General features: G+C 42.5%; 23 protein-coding genes. 9 read left to right on the plus strand and 14 right to left on the minus strand.

Annotated elements, in window-relative coordinates; translation table 11 throughout:
* Positions 1 to 8: 8 nt before the first annotated feature.
* On the plus strand, positions 9 to 1754 hold the full coding sequence (locus ACFGVR_RS19340; protein ID WP_448699098.1) for an OmpA family protein: 1746 nt from the start codon (positions 9 to 11) through the stop codon (positions 1752 to 1754).
* 5 nt (positions 1755 to 1759) lie between these two features.
* Here the strand turns inward: ACFGVR_RS19340 and ACFGVR_RS19345 are convergent, their stop codons facing one another.
* Positions 1760 to 3241, minus strand: coding sequence for a rhamnogalacturonidase (locus ACFGVR_RS19345; protein WP_448699099.1), 1482 nt, complete (start codon positions 3239 to 3241; stop codon positions 1760 to 1762).
* A 160-nt stretch (positions 3242 to 3401) separates the two neighbouring features.
* Between ACFGVR_RS19345 and ACFGVR_RS19350 the strand changes: the two genes are divergently transcribed.
* Positions 3402 to 4280 carry a diiron oxygenase gene (locus tag ACFGVR_RS19350; protein WP_448699100.1) on the plus strand — a complete coding sequence of 293 codons (879 nt, stop codon included), beginning with the start codon at positions 3402 to 3404 and terminating at the stop codon, positions 4278 to 4280.
* On the opposite strand, the gene ACFGVR_RS19355 is transcribed toward ACFGVR_RS19350, so the two are convergent.
* The 6 genes from ACFGVR_RS19355 to ribD all read right to left on the minus strand — a co-directional run bounded on the left by ACFGVR_RS19355 (position 4277) and on the right by ribD (position 9220).
* Positions 4277 to 4726 (minus strand): type II toxin-antitoxin system RatA family toxin, encoded by a 450-nt coding sequence (locus ACFGVR_RS19355; RefSeq protein WP_448699101.1) that lies wholly within the window; start codon positions 4724 to 4726, stop codon positions 4277 to 4279. The two genes, ACFGVR_RS19350 and ACFGVR_RS19355, sit on opposite strands and share 4 nt — an antisense overlap.
* A 13-nt stretch (positions 4727 to 4739) precedes the next feature.
* Positions 4740 to 5741 carry a biotin synthase BioB gene (bioB, locus tag ACFGVR_RS19360; RefSeq protein ID WP_448699103.1) on the minus strand — a complete coding sequence of 334 codons (1002 nt, stop codon included), beginning with the start codon at positions 5739 to 5741 and terminating at the stop codon, positions 4740 to 4742.
* Positions 5742 to 5774: 33 nt separating this feature from the next.
* Complete coding sequence (gene mgtE / locus ACFGVR_RS19365; protein ID WP_448699104.1) at positions 5775 to 7124, minus strand: magnesium transporter; 1350 nt, start codon at positions 7122 to 7124, stop codon at positions 5775 to 5777.
* A 90-nt stretch (positions 7125 to 7214) separates the two neighbouring features.
* Positions 7215 to 7499 (minus strand): hypothetical protein, encoded by a 285-nt coding sequence (locus tag ACFGVR_RS19370; protein ID WP_448699105.1) that lies wholly within the window; start codon positions 7497 to 7499, stop codon positions 7215 to 7217.
* Between the two features lie 64 nt (positions 7500 to 7563).
* Positions 7564 to 8178: an IMPACT family protein gene (locus ACFGVR_RS19375; RefSeq protein WP_448699106.1), complete on the minus strand. Its 615-nt coding sequence runs from the start codon at positions 8176 to 8178 to the stop codon at positions 7564 to 7566.
* On the minus strand, positions 8168 to 9220 hold the full coding sequence (ribD, locus tag ACFGVR_RS19380; RefSeq protein ID WP_448699108.1) for a bifunctional diaminohydroxyphosphoribosylaminopyrimidine deaminase/5-amino-6-(5-phosphoribosylamino)uracil reductase RibD: 1053 nt from the start codon (positions 9218 to 9220) through the stop codon (positions 8168 to 8170). The genes ACFGVR_RS19375 and ribD overlap by 11 nt, the downstream gene beginning before the upstream one ends.
* Before the next feature lie 35 nt (positions 9221 to 9255).
* Here ribD and prmC point away from each other — a divergent pair, with 35 nt between their 5' ends.
* Positions 9256 to 10128, plus strand: a complete 873-nt coding sequence (gene prmC, locus ACFGVR_RS19385; protein WP_448699110.1) for a peptide chain release factor N(5)-glutamine methyltransferase — start codon at positions 9256 to 9258, stop codon at positions 10126 to 10128.
* A gap of 48 nt (positions 10129 to 10176) precedes the next feature.
* Here prmC and xerD read toward each other — a convergent pair whose 3' ends face one another.
* Positions 10177 to 11106: a site-specific tyrosine recombinase XerD gene (gene xerD, locus ACFGVR_RS19390; protein ID WP_448699112.1), complete on the minus strand. Its 930-nt coding sequence runs from the start codon at positions 11104 to 11106 to the stop codon at positions 10177 to 10179.
* Positions 11107 to 11150: 44 nt separating this feature from the next.
* Here xerD and aroQ point away from each other — a divergent pair, with 44 nt between their 5' ends.
* Entirely contained in the window at positions 11151 to 11570 is a 420-nt protein-coding gene (gene aroQ / locus ACFGVR_RS19395; RefSeq protein ID WP_448699114.1) for a type II 3-dehydroquinate dehydratase, read from the plus strand.
* A gap of 8 nt (positions 11571 to 11578) precedes the next feature.
* The gene (locus tag ACFGVR_RS19400; protein ID WP_448699115.1) at positions 11579 to 14116 is read left to right on the plus strand and encodes a mechanosensitive ion channel family protein; all 2538 of its coding nucleotides are present in this window, start codon (positions 11579 to 11581) and stop codon (positions 14114 to 14116) included.
* On the opposite strand, the gene ACFGVR_RS19405 is transcribed toward ACFGVR_RS19400, so the two are convergent.
* Positions 14085 to 15122: a glycosyltransferase family 2 protein gene (locus ACFGVR_RS19405; protein WP_448699117.1), complete on the minus strand. Its 1038-nt coding sequence runs from the start codon at positions 15120 to 15122 to the stop codon at positions 14085 to 14087. The genes ACFGVR_RS19400 and ACFGVR_RS19405 overlap by 32 nt on opposite strands.
* Complete coding sequence (locus ACFGVR_RS19410) at positions 15119 to 16003, minus strand: lysophospholipid acyltransferase family protein (protein WP_448699119.1); 885 nt, start codon at positions 16001 to 16003, stop codon at positions 15119 to 15121. The genes ACFGVR_RS19405 and ACFGVR_RS19410 overlap by 4 nt, the downstream gene beginning before the upstream one ends.
* A 39-nt stretch (positions 16004 to 16042) precedes the next feature.
* Here ACFGVR_RS19410 and ACFGVR_RS19415 point away from each other — a divergent pair, with 39 nt between their 5' ends.
* Positions 16043 to 16651, plus strand: a complete 609-nt coding sequence (locus ACFGVR_RS19415) for a WbqC family protein (protein WP_448699121.1) — start codon at positions 16043 to 16045, stop codon at positions 16649 to 16651.
* A 137-nt stretch (positions 16652 to 16788) separates the two neighbouring features.
* On the opposite strand, the gene msrA is transcribed toward ACFGVR_RS19415, so the two are convergent.
* Together msrA and ACFGVR_RS19425 are read right to left on the minus strand one after the other, a co-directional pair.
* A complete protein-coding gene (gene msrA / locus ACFGVR_RS19420) occupies positions 16789 to 17442 on the minus strand; it encodes a peptide-methionine (S)-S-oxide reductase MsrA (RefSeq protein ID WP_448699123.1) in 654 nt (217 codons plus the stop codon).
* An 85-nt stretch (positions 17443 to 17527) separates the two neighbouring features.
* Entirely contained in the window at positions 17528 to 17743 is a 216-nt protein-coding gene (locus ACFGVR_RS19425) for a DUF3820 family protein (protein ID WP_448699125.1), read from the minus strand.
* A 125-nt stretch (positions 17744 to 17868) separates the two neighbouring features.
* On the opposite strand from ACFGVR_RS19425, the gene ACFGVR_RS19430 reads away from it, so the two are divergent.
* Together ACFGVR_RS19430 and ACFGVR_RS19435 are read left to right on the plus strand one after the other, a co-directional pair.
* Complete coding sequence (locus tag ACFGVR_RS19430; protein WP_448699127.1) at positions 17869 to 18327, plus strand: hypothetical protein; 459 nt, start codon at positions 17869 to 17871, stop codon at positions 18325 to 18327.
* Complete coding sequence (locus tag ACFGVR_RS19435) at positions 18327 to 19274, plus strand: aldo/keto reductase (protein ID WP_448699129.1); 948 nt, start codon at positions 18327 to 18329, stop codon at positions 19272 to 19274. The genes ACFGVR_RS19430 and ACFGVR_RS19435 overlap by 1 nt, the downstream gene beginning before the upstream one ends.
* On the opposite strand, the gene ACFGVR_RS19440 is transcribed toward ACFGVR_RS19435, so the two are convergent.
* Positions 19275 to 20630 (minus strand): GH1 family beta-glucosidase, encoded by a 1356-nt coding sequence (locus tag ACFGVR_RS19440; RefSeq protein WP_448699130.1) that lies wholly within the window; start codon positions 20628 to 20630, stop codon positions 19275 to 19277.
* A 335-nt stretch (positions 20631 to 20965) separates the two neighbouring features.
* Here ACFGVR_RS19440 and ACFGVR_RS19445 point away from each other — a divergent pair, with 335 nt between their 5' ends.
* The gene (locus ACFGVR_RS19445) at positions 20966 to 21736 is read left to right on the plus strand and encodes a hypothetical protein (RefSeq protein WP_448699132.1); all 771 of its coding nucleotides are present in this window, start codon (positions 20966 to 20968) and stop codon (positions 21734 to 21736) included.
* Here the strand turns inward: ACFGVR_RS19445 and lysA are convergent, their stop codons facing one another.
* Positions 21737 to 22906, minus strand: coding sequence for a diaminopimelate decarboxylase (lysA, locus tag ACFGVR_RS19450; RefSeq protein ID WP_448699133.1), 1170 nt, complete (start codon positions 22904 to 22906; stop codon positions 21737 to 21739).
* Between the last annotated feature and the right edge of the window lie 41 nt (positions 22907 to 22947).

The following is a 22947-nucleotide window of genomic DNA, read 5'->3' on the forward strand; positions in this document are numbered from 1 at the left end:
ATGAGCGCATGAAAAAGATAACCACACTCATCACTACCCTGTTATTTGTCTCCGGCCTTTTTGCCCAGGAACAGTTAACTAAAAGACAGCAGGCCGACAAGCTTTTTGAGCGTTATGAATACGCGAAGAGCCTGAATCTATATCTCGAAATCGAAGCTTCTAAAAAGAAATATGATCTGACGTTGATCGAGCATATTGCAACCTGCTATCGTGAAATGAATCAATATGATGAGGCCGAAAAGCGGTATGCCGATGTGGTTGAGGATGAAAAAGCGCCGGCAATTGACAGTTACTACTATGCGGAAGTGCTGCTGCGAAACAAAAACTTTGAAGCGGCTAAAAATCTCTATAAAAAGTACTATTCGGCTACCGGTAATACAGCAGACCTTACTTTTAAATTAGCTACCTGTGATTCGGCAGCATTATGGATCAGCCAGCCATCAGATCTGGTTGTAAAGAACGAGCAAAGTTTAAACAGTTCGTATTCCGAATGGGGCCTAACCTATTACGGTGCGAATGCCTTTGTTTTCACATCCGATAGGAAAACCACTTTGAGCAAAAAAGAAAAATACATTTATCCCTGGACGGGAAATGGTTATTTTAAGCTGTTTGAAGCGGAAGGCACCAAGCTCATCGAACTTCCCATCAACTTTAAAGATAATAAACTGCTTACCGGCGATTACCATGTTGGGCCGATAGCACTTAATGTAACCCAGGATACCGCTTACATTACTATCACCACAGTTGTGTTGAAAAAGGAAATTACAACCGAAAAGTTAACGCCCAATAAGCAAAAGCTATATACCCGCAGGCTACAGCTCATTATAGCTACCAAAAAGAATGGCGAATGGGGGAATTTTAAAAACTTTGCTTACAATAACATTAACCAATACAGTGTTGGCCACGCCGCGTTATCCCGTAATGGAAGATTGATCTACTTTACGTCGGACATGGAGGGGGGCAATGGTAAAACCGATATTTGGTATTGTGAAAAGCAGGGCGATGGCAGTTGGGGCAAACCGGTTAACTGCGGTAAACAGATCAACACCAAAGAAGAAGAGGCCTTCCCTACCCTTAACGGCGATGATGTGTTGTACTACTCCTCGAAAGGCTTACCGGGCATGGGTGGTTATGATCTGTTTTCGGCGCAGGGTAGTAAAACCAGTTGGAGCAAGCCGGAGCATTTGCCTTATTCTATAAACAGTACCAGCGACGATTTTTGGTATATCTCGAAGGATGGATTGACAGGTTATTTTTCATCCGACCGGGAAAATGGCGAGGGTAACGATGATATCTACAGTTTCAGCTTTAAAGCACCGAAACCAAAACCGGCAAAGAAAAAGCCCGAACCCGAAATTGCCGGACCCGTTGCCCCCCCTAAACAATATGAAACCGGCAGCACATTTGTTTTAAGTAATATTTATTACGATCTGGATAAGAGCAACATACGCCCGGATGCCGCGGTAGAATTAGATAAACTGGTGGTAATTTTAAAAGAGCATCCTACCATGAAGATAGAACTGTCATCGCATACCGATTCCCGGGCTTCGGATGAATACAATATAGCTCTTTCGCAACGCCGGGCAGCATCGGCGGTAGCTTACCTGGTAAGTAAGGGTATTGATAAAAGCCGCATGATAGCCAAAGGTTATGGCGAAACGCGTTTGGTTAATCAATGCTCAAACGGTGTGCAATGCACCGAAGCCGAGCACCAGTTAAACAGGCGTACCGAAGTAAAAGTATTGAGCCAGTGAATAACTCAATATTTTTGAATATCTTTTTTTAAGATGCTGTTAACGGGTTGAATACTTAATCCGGATACATCTTTTACTTGTAAAACTGGAACATTTGATGGTTTGGCAGCTTTCACATTACTGAGGCTCAACCCATCAATATCTTCTAAAATAAACGGCGGGCGGGTTTCTTTACCTAAAAAGCTAACCTCTACATTGTTTAATTGGATATTTTTAGCGTGCCGGATAAAAAAACCATAAGCTGGCAAAACTTTAAACCGCTCAGGCTCCGGGTAATCCTTTTCATATTCCGGAACGAGTTTCTGTATCTTTGATTCGGCCGAGTCGATCTGGCGATAGTAAATGCGAATGTTGCTCAACTTTACATCTTCAACGGGATGTTCCGGTAAACCGGCTATGATCGATGCAAAATGCGAATCGGCATTATAAACCATCATATTACTGATGAGTACCCGGTGCAGGCTGCCTGCCTTTGTACCCTCCGGAGCACGCAGCCTTGCTCCTAACCGTAAAAATATGGGCGAGTTAACTATATCACGCATAGTGATGTTCGAAATGCTTACATCTTCAATATCGCCGCCGTCGACAGTTTCCAGTGCCAGGCCACGGCAAAAATTAAACACGCAATTAGATATCACGATATTTTTAAAACCCGCGTTTGATTCCGTACCTAATTTAATCCGGCCTGTAGGCCCTTCACGGTCGGGTACTTTTTTATACTCATCGCGCATATAGGTACCGTTAATAAATGTGCCCCGGTCAAACCCGCTCACCTGGCAATTGGTAATGGTTACGTTCTCTGTTGACCGTAAATAGCCCAACGCATACGATGTTTTCAGACAAATACCATCATCCCACGGCGAATTAACGCTGCAGTTGGAGATATGTACATTATGGCAGCAGTCGATATCCATACCATCGCGGTTGGTATCCATTTTCAGGTTGTCGATGGTGAGGTTATCAACTCCGGTAGCCAGTATCCCAAAATGACCGCCGTAGGTTATAGTGAAATCTTTCAATATCACATTGCGACAAAGCCTTAAACCAATAGTTTTATTACCCATGCCTACCGAACGTGGCGTGTTGCGTGTTAAACCCTTACCATATAAAGTGCCCGGGCCCGTTATAGAGATATCTTCGAGGTTTTCGCCCCATATCAAACTGTTATGCCAGTGACTGTGACCAAAATCTTGATAAAGTGTCGAGCTATTCGGTTCGGCAGCGTCGTAATTCTCTTTATTGGTGGGAATGTAATCGGCAGCTAAAATGGTACAACCCTGGTCAAGATACAGGGCAATGTGACTTTTTAAATGGATAGAATAACTCAGGTAAGTACCCGCCGGAAAATAAACTGTACCGCCGCCCGCGTTTGAGGCCGCTTCAATCGTTTTGTTGATCGCTTCCGAATCAATTGTTTTACCGTCGCCTTTAGCGCCATAATCGCGTACATTATAATTAATACCGCTGGTTTTTGCACTAAAGGGCATTAAAAGTATGATGACAAGGAAAAATCTATTCAGGTATGCGGATAGCATGTTTTAAGTATTGATCAACCAAAGCTGCTAAATTATAATAAAACAAGTTGTAAAATATTGATTACAACCTTTTGAAACAATTCCCCGTATCTATTATTATATTTAACGGGTTATGGATATAAAAGAAATTGAACGGCTAATCAGGATTAGTACGGAACATCCTTTAATGCCTGAAACGTATATTCCGTGGCATGAGCAGCCAACGGCCGATGACATCTTTTTGCCCGAAATGCTTACTTCGTTACATGGATTAGCGGTTTATGATACGCTGTCTCCGACACAAAAGCTTGAACTTGGCCGGCATGAGTTGGTTCAAGTGGTTGCGTCATATGCCTGGGGCGAAAGCTTGTTTTGCCTGTTCATGACCCGACACTTGCTCACACTACCTGCTGACAATGTTGAACATCGTTTTTTGTTACGTGAGCTAATAGAGGAATTCAGACACCAGGAAATGTTTGCGCGAGCCATTATGCAGTTGGGAGGCCAACCTATATCCCAGTCGCGTGCACATCGTTTTTTCGGATTATTTAGTAACAAATACCTGCCCGCCGATTATTTATTTATGGGAAGCATCTCGGTTGAGCTGGTAACTGATATTTATGGCGATTATGCCCGCAAAGCGCCTAATGTGTACCCGGTATTGCGTAAGATGTTTGACCTGCATAGTATTGAGGAAGGACGACACATCCTTTTCACAAAAAGTCTGTTGAGTGATTATTCCGCGAAAGCGGGATACATTAAACGTACGCTATACAGCTATGTGATCCTGTTTAATATTTATTTTGTACGCACCATGTATGTGAAGAAAGAGATATTTGAGCGGATAGGTATCGAAAACTCTGGCAATGTCTACAAGCAAGTCTCAAAACACTATAAAACAAAATTCGCTGAAACCTGCTTGAAAGACATCATCAAGTTTGTTGATGAATGGAAAGGCTTTAACGTACTTACCCGTTGGGCCTGGCGGTGGTTGTTGGGCGCGAATGTTTAATGTTGTGCTTCGATATTGCTTTTCAGATCGCGGAGCCGCTGCCTGACGTTAGCTTGTAAATTAAGCTTAACAAAAAATCCAACTAAATTAAACGGAAAACGAAGCGTAAACGAATAAACAAACATAACCTCGGTTTGCACTGGTGTGATTTCTTTGAATGTCCACGAACCGGCGAATGATTTGAAGAGATATGGCCCTTCCGTCATTTTGATGGCCGTTACTTTGGGCGGCGTAAAAGTTACATATTCGGTAACCATGCCCAATCCGTTTTTTGCTACACAAAATGCTTTAACACCTTTGCCGGCAGCTAAAGCGCCATCAATCAGGTCGGCTTGTTTTAAGAATGTATCCCAGGTAAGGCGTTTGGAATAATCCTGGGTGTAGTTAAAGGCAAAAGCAGGAGCGCAATCAATTTCTATACTTTCGCTGAATTTAATTGCGCTCACGCTGATAAGATAGTTAAGCGTTCGCTTCTTCGGTAACCTTTTTAGCAGGCCTGCCGTTTTTAAAGGCTTCGCGGGGTTTTAGCCCCAATAACTCCAGCATAGCCATATCATCGCTAAAGCTTGGATTTGGTGTGGTTAATAGTTTTTCGCCTGCAAATATGGAGTTGGCGCCGGCCATAAAGCAAAATGCTTGTTCAACGGTGGTCATTTCGGTACGGCCGGCAGATAAACGCACAACCGATTTAGGCATAATGATCTTAGTGGTTGCTATCATTCTCACCATATCCCAAACGGAAACACGTGGCTGATCGGCCAGTGGCGTACCCTTAACCGGAACCAAAGCATTGATCGGCACCGATTCGGGGTGTTGTGGCAGGTTAGCTAAAGTATGCAGCATCGAAATACGATCTTCGTTCGTTTCGCCCAGGCCGATGATACCACCGCTGCAAACCGAAATATGTGCCTTACGCACGTTTTCCAGTGTTTTTAAACGGTCGTCATAAGTGCGGGTGGTGATGATACGTTTATAATCATCCTCTGATGTATCCAGGTTATGGTTGTAAGCATATAAACCGGCATCGGCTAAACGCTGCGCCTGGCTTTCGGTAAGCATACCCAGGGTACAGCAAACCTCCATATCCAGCTCGTTAACTGCCTTTACCATATCAATCACTTTATCAAAATCGCGGTTATCGCGTACCTCGCGCCATGCAGCGCCCATACACAAACGCGATGCGCCGCCATTTTTTGCCTTTTGGGCAGCCGCAAGTACTTCGTCCTTAGGCATCATGGCGTGTACATCAACACCGGTATTGTAACGTGCCGCCTGGGGGCAATACGCGCAATCCTCAGGGCACCCACCGGTTTTGATCGAGATCAGCGAACTGATCTGCACTTCAGAATAATCTTTGTTTTCGCGGTGTATAGTTGCCGCCTGGTAGATCAGGTCGAGCAGCGGTGAGTAATATATATCTGCAATTTCTTCTTTCGTCCAGTTGTGTCTAACTTCAGTCATACATGTATCTTTAGCGCCCCAAACTTAACAATTTTATAATAAAATCTTTGTTGCCAACCATAACGACAGAAAAAATCCGGCACAATCAGTAAACGTGGTAATAATGATAGACGATGCGACTGCAGGATCGATCCCTACCCTTTTTAATATTAAAGGAATTGAAGCGCCTGTTAAGCCTGCCACAATTAAATTGCCGGTCATTGCTGTAAACAATACGAGTCCGAGCATTGGGCTGCCATCATAAAAAAGAGCAAATAAACCTACAATAAGGCCATTAACGGCGCCGTTAATCAAACCTACCGAAACTTCTTTTAAAACGGCTCTATAGGCCTGCTGATCGGTAAGATCACTCAACGAAATACGCCTGACAGTTACTGCAAGGGCCTGTGTGGCCGCATTACCACCCATACCGCTGATAATCGTCATGTAAGCTACAATGGCCGTTATTTTAATCTGCACATCGGGGAACTGCCTTACAACGCCTGCTGCTAAAAAACCAGTACCTAAGTTTATTACTAACCATGGTAAACGGCTTTTTACAGCGTCCTGCCAGTTACCGCTCAGTTCCTCATCCTGGGATACACCGGAGATCTTTAAAATGTCCTCGGTGTTTTCTTCTTCCATTACGTCGATGATATCATCAACCGTAATACGGCCCAGCAAACGCATATCATCGTCTACAACGGGTATACTGGCCAGGTTATATTGCGATATCAGCTTGGCTACGTCTTCCTGGTCAAGATCGGCCTTAACGTATACGTAATCGGTATTTAAAATATCAGCTATCTTGATCTCGGGTCGGGCCTTGATAATGGATTTGAGCGAAACAATGCCTTTCAGTATCTCCTGGTCATCAACTACATAAATGGTGTAAAACTCCTCCATCTCTTCCGATTGATGGATGATCTCTTCCAGGGCATCTTTTTTATTGAGATTGATGTTTACACAGATCACATCCGTGTTCATCAAACCACCGGCACTATCTTCGGGGTAACTTAAAAGAGAGCGTATTTCGGTGGCATCTTCATGGTCAACATCTTTTAATATTTCGTGCTGCTCATGCTCTTCCAACTGCGATATTAAGTCGGTAGCGTCATCATAGTCCAGTTCCTCGATAATTTCAGAACGCTTTTCGGGATCCAGATTAAACAGGATATCCTCGGGGTGATGCTCTTCGTCCATCTCGGCAATTACCTCCGAGGCTGTTTCTACCGACAAAACATTGATAATGCGTTCGCGCTCTTCCTTGGTGAGCTTTTCGAAAATAATGGCAATTTCGGACGCGTGGTAATCCTCCAGGGCTTCTTTAAGCTCTAAATCATCGCCCTGCAGTGCTGTGGTTATACGCAGCAGATCGGCCTTATTGATCTCGAAGGATTGCATACCCGACTAAATTACGAATAATGCCCCAAAGGCCAACAAAAAAGGGCGAATAATCGCCCTTAATTCTCTAATCAACTAATAAATAAACATTTAGTTTGTCCTGATCTTTTGCAGCTTATACGACGTGTTGTCGTGGCAAATAACCAATTCATCCTGATCAATAGATTCGATCATTATCTTGCGTTCGCCGGTGCGGTCGTAATCATGGATCAGCAAAAACATTTTGTCGTCGTTTTTGATCATCCTGAAAGGCGAAACAATAGTATTGGCCAGTTTTGATTCTTTAAAAAAACTGATCTTTAGCAAATGAGTAACAAAATCAAATTCGAACTTTTTTTCCTTTTCCAGGTAAATGCCAAGCGGAAGCGTGCTCATGTTAATGATTTTTAAGTTTAGGTAGTATATGTTATCTCTGTTTTAAACTGTACTGAACGTTGCACTAAACGGTGTGCAACCACGAAACTTTGATACCCTGAACGCTATTTAGAAGAGCTACAGTTTTTTCAACCTGACTTTTTCTTACTTCTATTTTAATTTCACAAACGGTATCAAATTGCTGATGGGTGATTGCCAGGTTTTCGTTTTTGACAATACGCATCACATCGTTCATTTGTGAATAATCAAAATAAATGCCATAAACATCATTTACAGTTTTTTGGATAATATTTGATGATTTTATGACATCTTCGGCAGCGGAGCGGTAGGCATTGATCAATCCGGGCACACCTAACAGCGTTCCGCCAAAATAACGCACAACCACCACCAGAATATTGGTTAGATTTTTAGACAACAATGTATTTAAAATGGGACGGCCTGCCGTACCCGATGGTTCGCCATCATCATTTACCCTAAACACCGAACGATCGGGCGTTAAGCGCAACGCAAAACAATGATGATTAGCTTTGGGATGTTCGGCTTTTAACCTGGCTATAATCGTTTTAACTTCTGTTTCCGACTTAATGGGATACGCAAACGCGATAAACTTACTGCCTTTGTCTTTAAATCCCCCTTCGCAGGGTTCGGTAATGGTAAGGTAGGTATCGTCAAACAGCATAAGGTTTTATTATTCGCAGTTCATCCTTACCTATCACATCTGCGCTGATGATATCTCCGGCAATTACAGGCGCTTTGATACCATTTTTTAAGGTTGCTTTGCCGGTAAACACACGAGCTTCATCCCATAACCCGGCTTCAATAAATGCCTTTAATGTTTGGGCGCCGCCCTCGATAATTACCGATTGTACATCCTGCAGGTAAAGCTGAAATAAAACATACTGGGGTACAAAATTGTTAAAATCTTCAAGCGCGATGTATTTGATCTTACCATCAACATCGGTTTTAACGGCATTGAAGACAAAGGTATCAACCGACTGGTCAAACAGGTTAAGCTCTGCCGGAAGTTCAAGGTTACGATCTATTACCACCCTTTTAGGAGATTTACCATATCCATAACGAACGTTAAGCCGCGGGTTATCGATCAGAGCAGTATTTTTACCAACCAGCATAGCATCTTCCTCACCGCGCCATTGATGCACCAGCTTACGCGATGCTTCACCGGTTATCCAAAACTGGCTGCTATCCTCCGGTGCGAAAAATCCATCACTTGTTTGTGCCCATTTTAAAATGATATAGGGCCTTTGTTTTTGTACACGCGTAAAAAAGCGTTTGTTTAATTCAATGCATTCGGCCTCCAATACACCTACGGTCACATCGATACCTGTTTCCCGGAGCTTTTCAATACCTTTGCCATTAACCTGGTCAAATGGGTCACGACTGCCTACTACCACCTTTGATATTTGATGTTTAATGATCAGATCGGCACAAGGGGGTGTTTTGCCATAATGCGCGCAGGGTTCTAACGTAACGTAGATGGTTGATCGTTTAAGCAATCCGGCAGCATCGGAAAAACTATCTAAAACATTATTAACCGCATTTACTTCGGCATGGGCCTGCCCATATTGCTGATGATATCCTTCACCTATAATCCGGTCATCGCAAACGATCACAGCGCCTACCATCGGGTTCGGACTAACAAAACCAATCCCGAGTTTGGCTAACTCCAAAGCGCGGTGCATGTATTTATTGTGATCTGCCATTTTTGCAAAGGTATGCTTTTATGTTTCTTTGCAGTATGAAAACCATTGCCGATGCCTTGTTAATTTTAAATGATAGCCTGAAAAAAATTTATGCTGAAGATGAATTAACATCAATTAAGTATTTGGTATTAAGCGACATAAGCAATTTATCAAAAGCGCAGTTGCGGGCATTTACAGATCAAACACTTACTGATGAGCAATGGCAAAAACTAACTGAAATTACTGCCGCATTACAAACCGGCATACCCGTACAGTATGTTTTGGGCCATACCGAATTTTACGGATTACCTTTTAATGTAAACCCATCGGTACTGATACCACGACCGGAGACTGAAGAGTTGGTAGAATGGATTTTAGAAGAGAGTCAAGAATTAAGAATCAGGAATCAAGATGATTTTCGGATTCTGGATATTGGCACCGGTAGCGGATGTATCCCTATCTCATTAAAGAAAAACCTGCCCAATGCACAGGTGAGCGGTTTAGATATATCCGCGGAAGCTTTAAGCACAGCTAAGCAAAACGCTAAATTAAATAATGTAGACGTAGATTTTATCAATGCTGATATTTTGAATGTTTCTCAAATCTCAAATCTAACACCGCAAATCTCAATCATAGTAAGCAACCCTCCCTACGTTACCGAACGCGAAAAAGGCGAAATGCACAGCAATGTTTTGGATTATGAACCGCACACGGCATTATTTGTACCGGATAATGATGCCCTGGTATTTTATAATGCCATAGCTGATTTTGCACTGATGCACTTAAAACCAGGAGGCTTGCTTTTCTTTGAGATCAATGAAAATTTAGGTAAACAAACGGTTGATTTATTAAAATATAAATCATTTAAAAACATTGAGTTAAGGCAGGATATGAGAGGTAAGGATAGGATGATTAAAGCGGTTATTTAGTTACTAAGTTACTGGTTATTGAGTTATTAAGTAGCCGGTCAATATTACTCATCGGGTATCTTTAGCTTTTCTCCCTGCACTCCTCGGATGATGGCTAATAATTACACTTTTGAGATACTCCCTATCGAGGTGGGTATAGATCTCGGTAGTTGTAATACTTTCATGGCCCAGCATTTCCTGCACGGCACGTAAATCCGCACCACCTTCTATCAGGTGCGTAGCGAACGAATGACGGAACGTATGCGGGCTAATGCTCTTCTTTAAACCGATCTTTTCGGCCAGTTCTTTGACCATCATAAACACATACACCCGCGAAAGGCGCTTACCTCTGCGGTTTAAAAATACCATATCTTCTTCCCCGCTTTGTATGGGGATATGCGGCCTGAGTTCGTTGAGCCATATTTTAAGATATTTTATTGCTTCCGTGCCTATCGGTACCAACCGCTCTTTATTGCCTTTACCAACTATTTTGATAAAGTTAATTTCGAGGTACAGGTTGGATATACGCAGTGTAACCAGCTCTGATACCCGCAAACCGCAGCTGTACAAAACCTCGATCATGGTTTTATTACGCATACCTTCGGGTGTAGAAACATCAACGGCGGCTATCAGGTTATCAATATCGGCTAAACTTAGCGTATCGGGCAGCTTGCGGGTCAGCTTGGGCCCTTCTATCAGTTCGGATGGATCGTTGGTTATCTGGTTATCTAAGAGCAGGTATCGGTAAAAGGCTTTGATACCCGATATGATCCGTGCCTGCGATGCGGGTATCATTCCCAGATCTGCAACCACACTGGTTACAAAATTGCTCAGATCCTGGTGTTTGATATTTAATGGACTAAGTTTAACATCCTTATTTTCAGCAAAATATATCAGTTTATCTAAATCGCTCAGATATGCACCGATGGAATTTGGCGAGAGCGATCTTTCCAACTTGAGATACGAACGAAAACCCTTTTTTGCTGTCTGCCAGTCCACTATTTATGTTTTAGTTTTGATGTTTTATAGCTATGTTTGAGCTGATGAAGATACAAATTATCAACGGGCCTAATTTAAACTTACTTGGCGTGCGCGAAAAATCTATTTATGGCAGCGCCAGTTTTGATGATTATTTAATCGATCTGCGCAAGCAATACCCCGAAATCGAGATCAGTTACTACCAAAGTAATGTTGAGGGCGAATTAATAAACAAACTGCACGAAGTTGGGTTTAGTTATAACGGCATTATTATGAATGCCGGGGCTTACACTCATACCTCTATCGCTATTGCCGATGCAATTGCTGCTATCAACACACCGGTTATCGAGGTGCATATTTCAAACGTTTACAAACGCGAAGAATTCAGGCACTCATCCATGCTGGCAAGCAATTGTAAAGGTGTTATAGCAGGCTTCGGCCTTGATTCGTACCGGTTGGGTGTAGAAAATTTAGTAAAAGGATAGATACCTATATGCGCAATTTATTTAAACTGATATCATTAAGCATCATTTTATTATTATCATTTGGAACGATAAATGATATCAATGCGCAAACAACCACAACTAAAAAGAAGCACACCAAACACTCATTACGCGATTCGCTAAGGCAAAAAGTATTGCAGCGCGATTCGATGGTGCGCTCATTTAAACATACCGACGGCTCTATCAACAATTTGTTAGGTAAGATAGAAGATTACACCACGCAATACAACGAGATCAGCTCCGATCTGTCTAAAGGTTTTGATACTTTAGAGATCAGTCAGCGCCTGCCGCAATTAGAAAGACGGATGGCTTTGATGAAGAACACCATCGATAACTCCACTACACTAGGTTATTTGTTTACCATACGTGATATGATAGACCATATCACCGAACAGATGACGGTATGGGAAACTCAACTGAGCACATATAATGACGAGCTGGAAAAAATGCGCAGTGACCTGGCAACGTTTAAGGCCGACACTGCCCTCCGTACCGCACCCACCGACAGCACTTTACAGGCCAAATATTATGTGCAGGTACATGAGCTGGAAAAAAAGTGGGCCCGGGTTGACAGTTGTAGCAAAAAGTCGATCATTAAAATAGGTTTTTTAGAGAATGGCGTTTCTACGCTTTCTATTTTACTGATCGACCTGGATGACCGGATAGATGCCAAGATACACCTGTTTACCATTAAAGCGACCACAAATGAGTATGGTTTTTTGTGGGATATGCACAAGATGGATAAGCTTGATACGGCAATTTCCCGTTCGTACAACCTTAATTTCCGTTTATACCGCTACTTTTTAACCAGTAAGAATAATTATTATGGGCATTTAGGCTCAATAATTTTGCTGATCGCGTTTTTAATGTGGATCATCAGCAGCAGGCGCAAAACAGTGCGTGTTAATAAAAACTACCAGGCACTTTTTGATCAAACACATTATATTGTTAAACATCCCATCGCATCGGCAATTACCATAACGGCTGTTATAGGCACTTATTTTTACGATCATCCGCCACAGGTATTTGCGCAAACTACCTTATTACTGATGTTACTGGCGTTAGGCTTTCTCATCAGGGATAACTGGCCTAAGCCTTTGTTCAGATTCTGGGTAATATTACTACCGGTAACTCTACTTTTCAGCTTAAGCGACCTACTCATCCTGATACCTTATTTTGACAGGTGGTTGCTGCTATTACTCTCGGGTATCAGTATCTATGCCGCTTATCAGCTAATTAAAAAGGTAAAACTTTTAACTGATCATGCAGCCTCGAAAAACGAATACCCGCCCCACCTGGAGGTGATATTAAAGATCTTTATTGCATTAAATGCGATTTGCATATTACTGAACATTGCCGGCCGCTTTAGCCTGGCTAAAATAATCAGCACGACAGCTGTATTTAATCTCTGCCTGGGGATGGGTATGTATATTTTGGTACAGATGCTCATGGAGAGCTTATTTTTACAATTGGAGGCCAATAAAGCCGACAATGGCCAAAGCCTGACATCGTACCTTGATTTTAAGCTGGTACAAAAGAAATTTAAAGATGTTTTGGTTAAAGTAACCGCAGTGATGTGGCTGGTGGCACTGACACAAAACCTCAATATTGATGATTATATTTACGACCATGCCGGCGATTTTTTAAGCAACAAGCACCAGTTTAGCAGTACAGCATTTACTTTCGGCAGCATATTGACCTTTATTATCGTGATCTGGATATCGGGTTTAATAGCCCGTGTGATCAGCTATTTTTACGATTTTGCCAGTCAACAGCAAACCAAACTTACGCCCAAGGCTAAAAAAACCCGCTCATCCATACTGCTCATCAGGTTAACCATATTTGTTATTGGTTTTTTTGTGGCCATAACCGCGGCCGGTATACCCATGGATAGGGTAACCATTATTATAGGCGCATTGGGCGTTGGTATTGGTTTTGGTTTGCAAAACATTGTAAATAACCTGGTATCGGGTGTTATACTGGCCTTTGAAAAACCTGTTCAGGTGGGTGATATTATTGAAGTTAGCGGCAAGGCGGGCACCATCAAAGAAATAGGGATACGTGCCAGTAAAATAGCCTGCGGTGATGGTTCTGAATTAATTGTGCCTAACGGCGACCTGATATCACAACACGTAGTTAACTGGACGCTGACCGATAACAATCGCCAGGTTGAACTGGTTGTAGGCGTAGCTTACGGCACCGATATTGCCAAAGTTGATGCCTTGCTGAAACGGATAGTAAATGGCCGCGAAGATATCATGAAATCTCCGGCGCCATCGGTGTTGCTGCATAATTTTAGCGACAGCGCAGTAGATTTTAAGGTACAATTTTGGGCAGATGATATCAGCAACTGGGCAGGATTAAAGAGTAGTGTAATGAGTGAAATATATACCGAATTTACCAAAGAAGGTATTGAAATACCGCACCCTAAACGCGATATCCAGGTTTATTTCCCCGAAGGCAGTACACCCGAAGACATCAGTAAATTACAGCAGGCTACAAAAAATCCTCCGGCAAAAGATCAGTAAAAAATTTCTTCTTCTTTACAAAAAAGCACATAACGATGCTTTTTTTGTACAAGCCTGTTAAATTATACTTGCGGTAGCGCGACCGCACAGTTGTAATATTTTTACTGAACAGGTTACGGATAAAGTTTTGGTGTGCCTTACTTACAGCCCAGGCATCCCTGCGTTTACCTTCGCCAATAAACCGGAATATGGCTATAAAATCTAAGGTCATCCTTATCGGGATGATGATCAGGGCCCGCATAAAAGGCAGGTTCTTTTTCAACAATACCAGGTTATTGCGAAAGTTAAGGTAGGTTTTAAAAGGATTTTCGGTATTAAGCGTACCGCCGCCAACATGAAATACTTCCGATTCGGCACAGTACATTACCTTGAGGCCGATGTTCTTTAACCGCCAGCAAAGGTCAATTTCTTCCATGTGGGCAAAAAAGCGCTCATCAAAGCCACCAACATCATCCCAATGCTTTTTCTTGATAAACAAGGCCGCACCCGATGCCCAGAAGATCTCTTTAGAGCGCTGGTATTGGCCGCGGTCTTCTTCTATTTCGTAAAAAATGCGCCCTTCGCAAAACGGGTAACCAAATTTATCAATAAAGCCGCCGGCAGCGCCTGCGTGTTCAAAGTGTGTTTTTTGTTTAAAATCTTTGATCTTGGGGGCGGCGGCAGCTATCAGCTCATCACTTTCCATTAAACTGATCACCGGCTCAATCCAACCGGGCACAACCTCGATATCCGAATTGAGTAAAATATAATAGTCGGCCTCTACCCTGCTTAGTATACGGTTATAACCGCCTGTAAAGCCATAGTTTTGATCGTTTTGTAATATAGTAACCGATGGGAAGTTTTCTTTTAAAAACTGAACAGAGCCATCAGACGAGCCGTTATCGCCAACAACGACAGTGAAATTTGGATAGGTTGTTGCCAGTACGGATGGTAAAAAATCGCGAAGATAATTTTTGCCGTTCCAGTTTAATATAACTATGGCAACCTTGGGTAAACTTAAACTCATTGAGCTGCAGCCTCCGGTTTAAATTTCCACCTGCGGTGCGACCAAAGCCAGTACTGCGGTTCATTTTTGATCATATCTTCGAGGTGTTTAACGTACATTTCCGTTATTTCGTTAGGTTTGGTTTCTTTTGGTTTTTCAACCATGGGTACAAAGGTATATTCATAATAGCCACGTTTCAAATATTTTATTTGTCCGAATACAATTGTGCTGTTAAACATCACGGCCATTTTCTCGGTACCCTGAAAAAAGTAAGTATCCTGATTTAAAAACCTGGTATGATATTGCGCCTCGTGCTGTACCGGCGTTTGATCGGCAGCTAAAACTGTAAACGTTAATTCTTTGCGTAGTTCGGTTAGTTTGCGTAAGGTCGATTTCATGGTTACCAGTAATACGCCAAAACGGCCCCGTACCTTTAGGTAATAGCTATCCGATTGTTTATTGGACAGTGATTTATACACCATTATTTTTTTATACTGGGGTATCAGGCTAAAACGCAGTACGCACATTTCCCAGTTACAATAATGCCCAACAGCTGCGATCAGGCTTGTACCCTGCTTATAGTAGTTTTCGATCAATTCAGGATTAGTGAGGTGGATACGCCGCAAAATCTCTTTTTCAGAAATAGTGATCAGTTTGATGGTCTCTACAATCAGATCGGCCAGGTACTTATAGTATTTTTTCTCGAGTGTTTTGATCTCCGCGTTCGTTTTTTCGGGGAAGGAATTACGCATATTGCCCTGCACAACAGCGCGACGGTAACCTATAACGCGATATAGAAAGAAGAAAAGCACATCGGCAAGTAGAAACAATAACCAAAAGGGCAGCAGCGATAGCAGGTATAAAAAGAATATAACTATATACGAAAGCCCTTTTTTAATCATTAGTTTTGCAAATTCGGCCTGCAAACATAAAAAATATATATGTACGATAAAGAAGCTATTTTACCAATGTTTTACCTGCCACCGGTAGCCTGGTTTGCACAATTAAACAAAAGTAAAAGCGATATACTGATTGAAAAAGAAGAACATTTCATCAAACAAACGTACCGCAACCGCGCGCATATCTACTCGCCCGATGGTGTTTTGGCGCTTACTGTGCCTGTTGTAAAAGGCGCCAAAGTGCATACTAAGGTTAAAGATGTTAAAATAAGCTACGATTTTAACTGGCAGCGCTTACACTGGATGAGCCTGCAAAATTGCTATCGACGCTCAGCCTATTTTGAATTTTATGAGGATAGCTTTGCCCCCTTTTACCAAACGCGCTACGATAACTTATTTGACTATAATCTGCAGCAGCTTACGGTGATATTGAAACTATTAAAGCTTAAAGCAGAGATAAAGTTTACTGAAGAGTACGAGGAAAATTATCCTGAAAAAGTAGACTTACGCCTAACGCTCGACCCTAAAAAAGAACAGCCCCAGCAAAAGCCATATTTCCAGCTATTTGAAGAAAAGCATGGTTTTTTAAATAATCTGAGCATTGTGGACCTGCTGTTTAACCAGGGGCCGCAGGCGGTTAATTATTTGTAAGGGTATGATTTAAAGCGTCATTGCGAACGATAGTGAAGCAATCTCTATTCAGGACATTCGATGAACACATTCGGACCTGTATAGCATAGAGATTGCTTCGTACCTCGCAATGACGTGTGAAAAGAATTCACAATACTTTACTTAGCAAACTCCGGCTTTAATAACTGCGGTACGGCTTTACGCATCTTCATTACTTTAGGTACCGATACCGATTGGATATAACCGCTTTCGGGGTGCAAACGGTAATAGCCCTGGTGGTAAACCTCGGCAGGGTATAATACCTTATACGGTGTAACCTCGGTTACTATAGGTTTATCGTAGTGGTGCGTGGCGTTAACCTTTTTGATCTCTGCATCTACAATTGCTTTCTCTTCGGGCGTGCGGTAAAATATGGCTGAGCGATAATCCTCGCCTTCGTCAGGGCCCTGGTAGTTTAGTTCGGTTGGGTTGTGGGCGTATAAAAAGGCCTCTACCAATTGTGCATAGCTTATTACGGCCGGGTTGTAATAGATCTGTACCGATTCGGCATGGCCGGTGTTCTTTTCGCAAACCTGTTCGTAAGTTGGACGCGCGGTAGTACCACCAGCATAACCGGCTATTACTTTGTTAACGCCTTTTAGTTCGGACATTGCTTCTGTCATCGCCCAAAAACAACCGCCAGCAAAGGTAGCCACCTTTTCGCCAGGGCCCGGTGTGGGCAGTTTAGCAAAAGAATGATCTTCGGGAAGTGCATTTGCGCAACCAACGGCCAGCCATATGATACTTAAAAACAACAAACTTATTCTTTTCATGATTTTGATTTTATTATTGAATTTACGCAATTAGTCGCAACACGGTTGCTGTACCTTACAAATACTTTATCATTTCAAATTCACATTAACGACTCTTTCTTAGCGGGGCAAGCAAATAATCCAGGCCATTGGTCTTGATCTCGAACATGGTGCTCAACAGCATCCCCATCTCTCCTTTCGGGAAACCCTGCATGGAATACCATTCCAGGTAATATGCTGGCATATCGCATATTAAAGTGCCTTTATACTTACCGTAAGGCATACGGGTTGTCATTAATTTTTTTAGTATTTCAGGATTCAAAGCTTCATTATTGATGTATCAAAGATATCTTTTTCGCGCGCTTTCCACGATGAGCAATCATCAATAGCTGATGATTTAAAAACACCGGGCGGTAATCTGTGTTATTACAACCATATATACAAATTATGGAAGCGTTTGAAACTACTTTAACAGGCAGCGATGGTAATATAGCCGGAGTTGTTACCCAATTAAGCAAAGAAGCCTATCAGTTTATATCGATAGATGGTGCCTTGCATTTAACCGTTACAAAAAACGAAGACGGAAAATGGATCCGGTTGGCGGGCAGTGAGCCCTACTTTTCGGGATGGGTGGATGAACTGATAGAAAAGGTTGCCGCGCAACCAAAAGCTGTTAGGCCCACTCAGGCAAAAACGGTTACAAAGAAACCCACACCTGTAACATCCGAAAAAGCGACAGCTGTTAAAAAATCAGCTACAGCTTCTGCAACCGTAAAAAAGAAAGCAATTGCTGCCCCGCCAGTTAAAAAAACGAAGGCCAAGCCAGATACTGACAAAAAAACTACAGTGGCTGCTTCGGCAAGTAAAAAAGCTAAAGTATCTTCGGCTGCAACAAAAGGTAAATAATGGAAAAACGGAATTTGGGTGATACCGGTATCATGGTTAGTAAGCTATGTTTTGGCGGTAATGTTTTTGGCTGGACGATAGATGAGGCACAATCGCATCAATTATTAGATGCCTTAACCGGCGCGGGTATTAATTTTATCGATACCGCCGATGTTTACTCAACCTGGGCACATGGCGGCGAAGGCGGCCAATCGGAAACCATTATTGGCAACTGGCTTAAAAAAAGCGGCAAACGCGATAGCGTGATCATAGCCACTAAAGTTGGTAAGGATATGGGTAACGGTAAAAAAGGGCTATCCAAAGCTTACATTACCAAGGCTGTGGAAGATTCGCTTAAGCGATTGCAAACTGACTATATCGATCTGTATCAATCACATGATGATGACCAGCAAACATCTTTTGAGGAAACATTATCCACTTTTGGCGACCTGATCAAACAAGGCAAAGTTCGTGCTATCGGTGCATCTAATTATAATGCACAGCGCTTGCAGGAAGCTTTGAACGTTAGTAAGGAACATCATTTACCTGCTTATCAAACTTTACAGCCTTTATATAACCTGTACGACCGTGAAGCTTATGAAAAAGAACTCGAGGGTGTTTGCGTTGATAATGGATTAGGGGTAATTAATTTTTACGCACTGGCCAGCGGTTTTTTAACCGGCAAGTACCGTACGGAGGAAGACCTGGCAAAAACACGCCGGCAAAGCAACAAAAAATACTTTAATGAGCGCGGCTTTAAAATATTAAAAGGGCTTGATGAAGTTGCCGCTCAGTACAATGCCAACCCGGCACAGGTAGCGCTTGCCTGGCAAATGGCCCGCCCAAGTATTACAGCACCCATTGCCAGCGCAACAAGCATTGAGCAGTTACAGGATCTGATCAAAGCGACAACTTTAAAACTGGATGATAACGCGATTGGAATTATCAACAAAGCAAGCGCCTGGTAATTATTTTAAAAACTCACCGTACCATTTGCCCGATGATTTGATGGTACGCTGCTGTGTTTCAAAATCAACGTGGATGATGCCAAAGCGTGGATGATAGCCCTCGGCCCATTCAAAGTTATCGGTGAGGGTCCAAATAAAATACCCGCCTACTTTACAGCCTTCGTTTTTGGCTCTTAAAACCTGGGCTATATGATCTTTTAAGTATTGCAATCTTAACGGATCGTCAACCACTCCACCGATAATGGTATCCGGAAAAGCTGCGCCGTTTTCGGTAATGATGATCTTTTTTACCTGTGGATAGTTATCAAACTGCTTAATGATGTGGTAAATGGCTTGCGGGTAAACTTCCCATTTCATGGCGGTAATGGGCACATTTCGCTTTTCGGGTTTAATCAGCCGGGCACCAACGTAGGGCACAAAAAATGATGCTTTGACTATTTCGCGGGTGTAGTTTTGCAGGCCGATGAAATCAAAATCAAAGGTCATCAGTTCTTCATCGCCGGGCAGCATATATTTTTTGATCTCCCTGAATATCTTAACTTCATCCGGGTAACCCAAACCGGCGGTGGCTTCAAAAAACAAACGGTTTAAAATAGCGTCAACACGCCTGGCTGCGGCAATATCTCTTGGTTTTGTTGAATAAGGCTCGATGTATGAGCAGGAAAAGGTAGTGCCTATTTCTGCATCCGGACATAATTTTCGCAGTATCCTGCCCCCCGTTGCCATACATAAAACAGCATGATGTACCGCAGGAAGGAAGTTTTTAACGCCTGTACGGCCCGGGGCGTGCAAACCTAAAAAGTAACCGGCTCCCACAAAAACCGATGGCTCGTTCATCACCATCCAATGCTTAACGCGGTCGCCAAAGCTTTGGGCACAAACGGTTATATAATCGGTAAACCAGTTGAGTATTTCACGGTTTGTCCAGCCGCCCTTTAATTCGAGCGCATGCGGCAGGTCCCAATGATAAACCGTTACCCAGGGCTCTACGCCGCATTCCAGGCAAAAATCTATCACCCGGTTATAAAAATCAATGCCAGCCTGATTAAGCGATGCGTTGGTGCCGTCGGGCATAATGCGCGGCCAGGCTATTGAAAAACGAAAATTAGGAATATTGAGTTGTTTGATGAGCAGGATGTCCTCCCGGTAACGGTTATAAAAATCGTTGGCTATTTGAGGATGATCGCCATTTAAAGTTTTACCTTTTGTTTGTGCAAACACATCCCAAACGGAAAGACCGCGGCCATCGGTATCAAAACTACCCTCAACCTGCGGTGCTGCGGTTGATACGCCCCAGTCAAAATCGTTGCCAAAAAGTTGTTTGTTAAAATCGTTTTTTTCGATATCAGAGTCCATCTATAGTCCAGGTCAAGCCAATTTTTTGCCTAAACTGTAAATTTTAATTCGAAGTAGCACAGAAAATTGAATAAATAATAATTTTAGTGCATGAACGATGAGCGCATGCTTCTTAAAAAAACTATTTTTTTAATAGTCCGGATGAGGCTAAAAATATTTAATGCTTTCATACTATAAATTTAAATACTTGCCTTTAACTTAATATGCAATAGTTGTTATCATATTGTTAATAAGTTAAATGTATCTGACTGTTAATTAAACGTTTGTCAGTAAAAAAAAGTTCCGCTTTACTATCAAAAACTTTATCTTGGCGGCAACCTTATCAAAATTTATATATGCCAGCTAAAAGAACTGTTTACAGTTTAACAGTGATCGTATTACTTGCTTTTACAGGATGCACCCAGCGTATCTACCTTCCAGCATTATTACATAACGATATTTCATACCTCCCAAGGCCCATGGCTACAGACACAGTTAAAACATCCCAATATATAGCCGGAGGTGTAACTTTTGCCGAGGGCTCCGCAAGTATGAACGACAACATTTTTATTGGTCAACTAAATTACAGCGGGGCACATACTTTTAAATATATTAATATAGCCTACGGGGCATACGGTTTTGGCGGCTCGTATTCTAATAATACTTATAGCCCTGCCGATGGCTATTATTTTTCGGACAAATCGTTTTTTGGCTTCGGCGGCCGGGCATCGGCCAACTTTTTTGCACCTGTGGGCCGGGCAGATATCAGGATATTGGGAATAGAACTATCCTATAGTAAAGAATTTGGTGATTACCTGGCCTATCGAAGATCAGTAAAAAATCAACCCGGATTTACTATTGACGATCGTTCGGCATTGTTTACAGGCGGACTTACAACCGAAGTGATATGGCATGGTGCAAAAAACTACTCAAACCAATTCGGCTTCCGCGTATTTATCGGGAAGAACTTTGGCGGGCCAACATCAAGCAGCAATGATTATTATGATTATCATGTTTACCCCAGCTCCTATACATCAAGTATAAGTTACTTTTTGAAGATCCACCGGTATTTAATTGTGCTGGAAGGCGGTAACGGAATTCAAATTAAGGCTGCCTACCAATTTTAATTATTCCGAATAAACGCTGCCTACCCTATCCCGCAGGTTATAGCCCGAAACCATAACCTCGCCATAAGCGCCTGCGGTACGTATCGCGATCAGGTCGCCACGGAACGATTCAGCCAGTTCTACATCTTTACGGAAACAATCAGTGCTTTCGCAGATAGGGCCTACTACGTCGTAATGGAGTTGTGAGTTGCCGATTGCGGGTTGTGGGTTGTTGTGATTCAAATTCTCTATCTGATGATAAGCCTGGTACAGCATCGGGCGGATCAGTTCTGTCATGCCGGCATCTAGTATCAAAAAGTTCTTTTTAATACCGTTTTTTACATACAGCACGCGGCTTATCAGCGCTGCCGACTGTGCAACCAGCGCGCGGCCCAGCTCAAAGTGAACTTCCTGGCCGGGTTTTACATTTAAAAAATCGTTAAATACTTTAAAATAGCTTTCAAAATCGCAGATGGGTTTTTCATCCGGATTTTGATAGTCAACCCCCAAACCACCGCCTAAGTTTAAAACTTTAACCGGCAGGTGATGATCTTCAAACCATTGTTGCAACTCGTTTACACGCACGCACAGGTTTTTATAAACGGTGAGGTCGGTAATTTGCGAACCGATATGGAAATGGATCCCGATGAATTGCAGGTTAGGACATTTAGCTAATGCCTCAGCAACAGCAGGCAGTTCCCAGGTGTTTACACCAAACTTGTTTTCCTCCAGCCCAGTAGTAATAAAATGGTGGGTATGCGCATCAACATTAGGGTTAATACGGATAGCCACACTGGCGGTTTTGTTTTTGGCTTTCGCCAGATCGTTAATGATCTGCAGCTCTTGCACCGATTCGACATTAAAGCAAAAAATGTCGCGGTCAAGCGCCTCGTTTATTTCCTTATCCGATTTACCTACACCGGCAAATACTACCTTATCTTTACTAAAGCCATGTTCAATAGCCGCCTTTACCTCGCCCCCGCTCACACAATCGGCACCAATACCAAACGACTGGATCATATCGATAACCCTGGGGTTAAAGTTGGCCTTCATGGCATAATGTACATGGAAGTTATACGGGGCCGCAGCCGATGTACACGCCTGTAAAGTTTGTTTTAGCAGGTTAAGATCGTAATAGTAAAACGGTGTTTCTAATTGCTGAAAACGGGATATGGTGGTTTGTGAGAACATTTTATTTTAATTTCGGATATCGGATGTTCGATTTCGGATTT

The sequence above is a fragment of the Mucilaginibacter aureus genome, from assembly GCF_053514885.1.

Excerpts from the sequence above, each read along its gene's own strand:
- ACFGVR_RS19340 (WP_448699098.1), top strand. The coding sequence starts at position 9 with ATGAAAAAGATAACCACACTCATCACTACCCTGTTATTTGTCTCCGGC.
- ACFGVR_RS19345 (WP_448699099.1), bottom strand. The coding sequence starts at position 3,241 with ATGCCCTTTAGTGCAAAAACCAGCGGTATTAATTATAATGTACGCGAT.
- ACFGVR_RS19350 (WP_448699100.1), top strand. The coding sequence starts at position 3,402 with ATGGATATAAAAGAAATTGAACGGCTAATCAGGATTAGTACGGAACAT.
- bioB (WP_448699103.1), bottom strand. The coding sequence starts at position 5,741 with ATGACTGAAGTTAGACACAACTGGACGAAAGAAGAAATTGCAGATATA.
- mgtE (WP_448699104.1), bottom strand. The coding sequence starts at position 7,124 with ATGCAATCCTTCGAGATCAATAAGGCCGATCTGCTGCGTATAACCACA.
- ACFGVR_RS19370 (WP_448699105.1), bottom strand. The coding sequence starts at position 7,499 with ATGAGCACGCTTCCGCTTGGCATTTACCTGGAAAAGGAAAAAAAGTTC.
- ACFGVR_RS19375 (WP_448699106.1), bottom strand. The coding sequence starts at position 8,178 with ATGCTGTTTGACGATACCTACCTTACCATTACCGAACCCTGCGAAGGG.
- ribD (WP_448699108.1), bottom strand. The coding sequence starts at position 9,220 with ATGGCAGATCACAATAAATACATGCACCGCGCTTTGGAGTTAGCCAAA.
- prmC (WP_448699110.1), top strand. The coding sequence starts at position 9,256 with ATGAAAACCATTGCCGATGCCTTGTTAATTTTAAATGATAGCCTGAAA.
- aroQ (WP_448699114.1), top strand. The coding sequence starts at position 11,151 with ATGAAGATACAAATTATCAACGGGCCTAATTTAAACTTACTTGGCGTG.
- ACFGVR_RS19400 (WP_448699115.1), top strand. The coding sequence starts at position 11,579 with ATGCGCAATTTATTTAAACTGATATCATTAAGCATCATTTTATTATTA.
- ACFGVR_RS19405 (WP_448699117.1), bottom strand. The coding sequence starts at position 15,122 with ATGAGTTTAAGTTTACCCAAGGTTGCCATAGTTATATTAAACTGGAAC.
- ACFGVR_RS19410 (WP_448699119.1), bottom strand. The coding sequence starts at position 16,003 with ATGATTAAAAAAGGGCTTTCGTATATAGTTATATTCTTTTTATACCTG.
- ACFGVR_RS19415 (WP_448699121.1), top strand. The coding sequence starts at position 16,043 with ATGTACGATAAAGAAGCTATTTTACCAATGTTTTACCTGCCACCGGTA.
- msrA (WP_448699123.1), bottom strand. The coding sequence starts at position 17,442 with ATGAAAAGAATAAGTTTGTTGTTTTTAAGTATCATATGGCTGGCCGTT.
- ACFGVR_RS19430 (WP_448699127.1), top strand. The coding sequence starts at position 17,869 with ATGGAAGCGTTTGAAACTACTTTAACAGGCAGCGATGGTAATATAGCC.
- ACFGVR_RS19435 (WP_448699129.1), top strand. The coding sequence starts at position 18,327 with ATGGAAAAACGGAATTTGGGTGATACCGGTATCATGGTTAGTAAGCTA.
- ACFGVR_RS19440 (WP_448699130.1), bottom strand. The coding sequence starts at position 20,630 with ATGGACTCTGATATCGAAAAAAACGATTTTAACAAACAACTTTTTGGC.
- ACFGVR_RS19445 (WP_448699132.1), top strand. The coding sequence starts at position 20,966 with ATGCCAGCTAAAAGAACTGTTTACAGTTTAACAGTGATCGTATTACTT.
- lysA (WP_448699133.1), bottom strand. The coding sequence starts at position 22,906 with ATGTTCTCACAAACCACCATATCCCGTTTTCAGCAATTAGAAACACCG.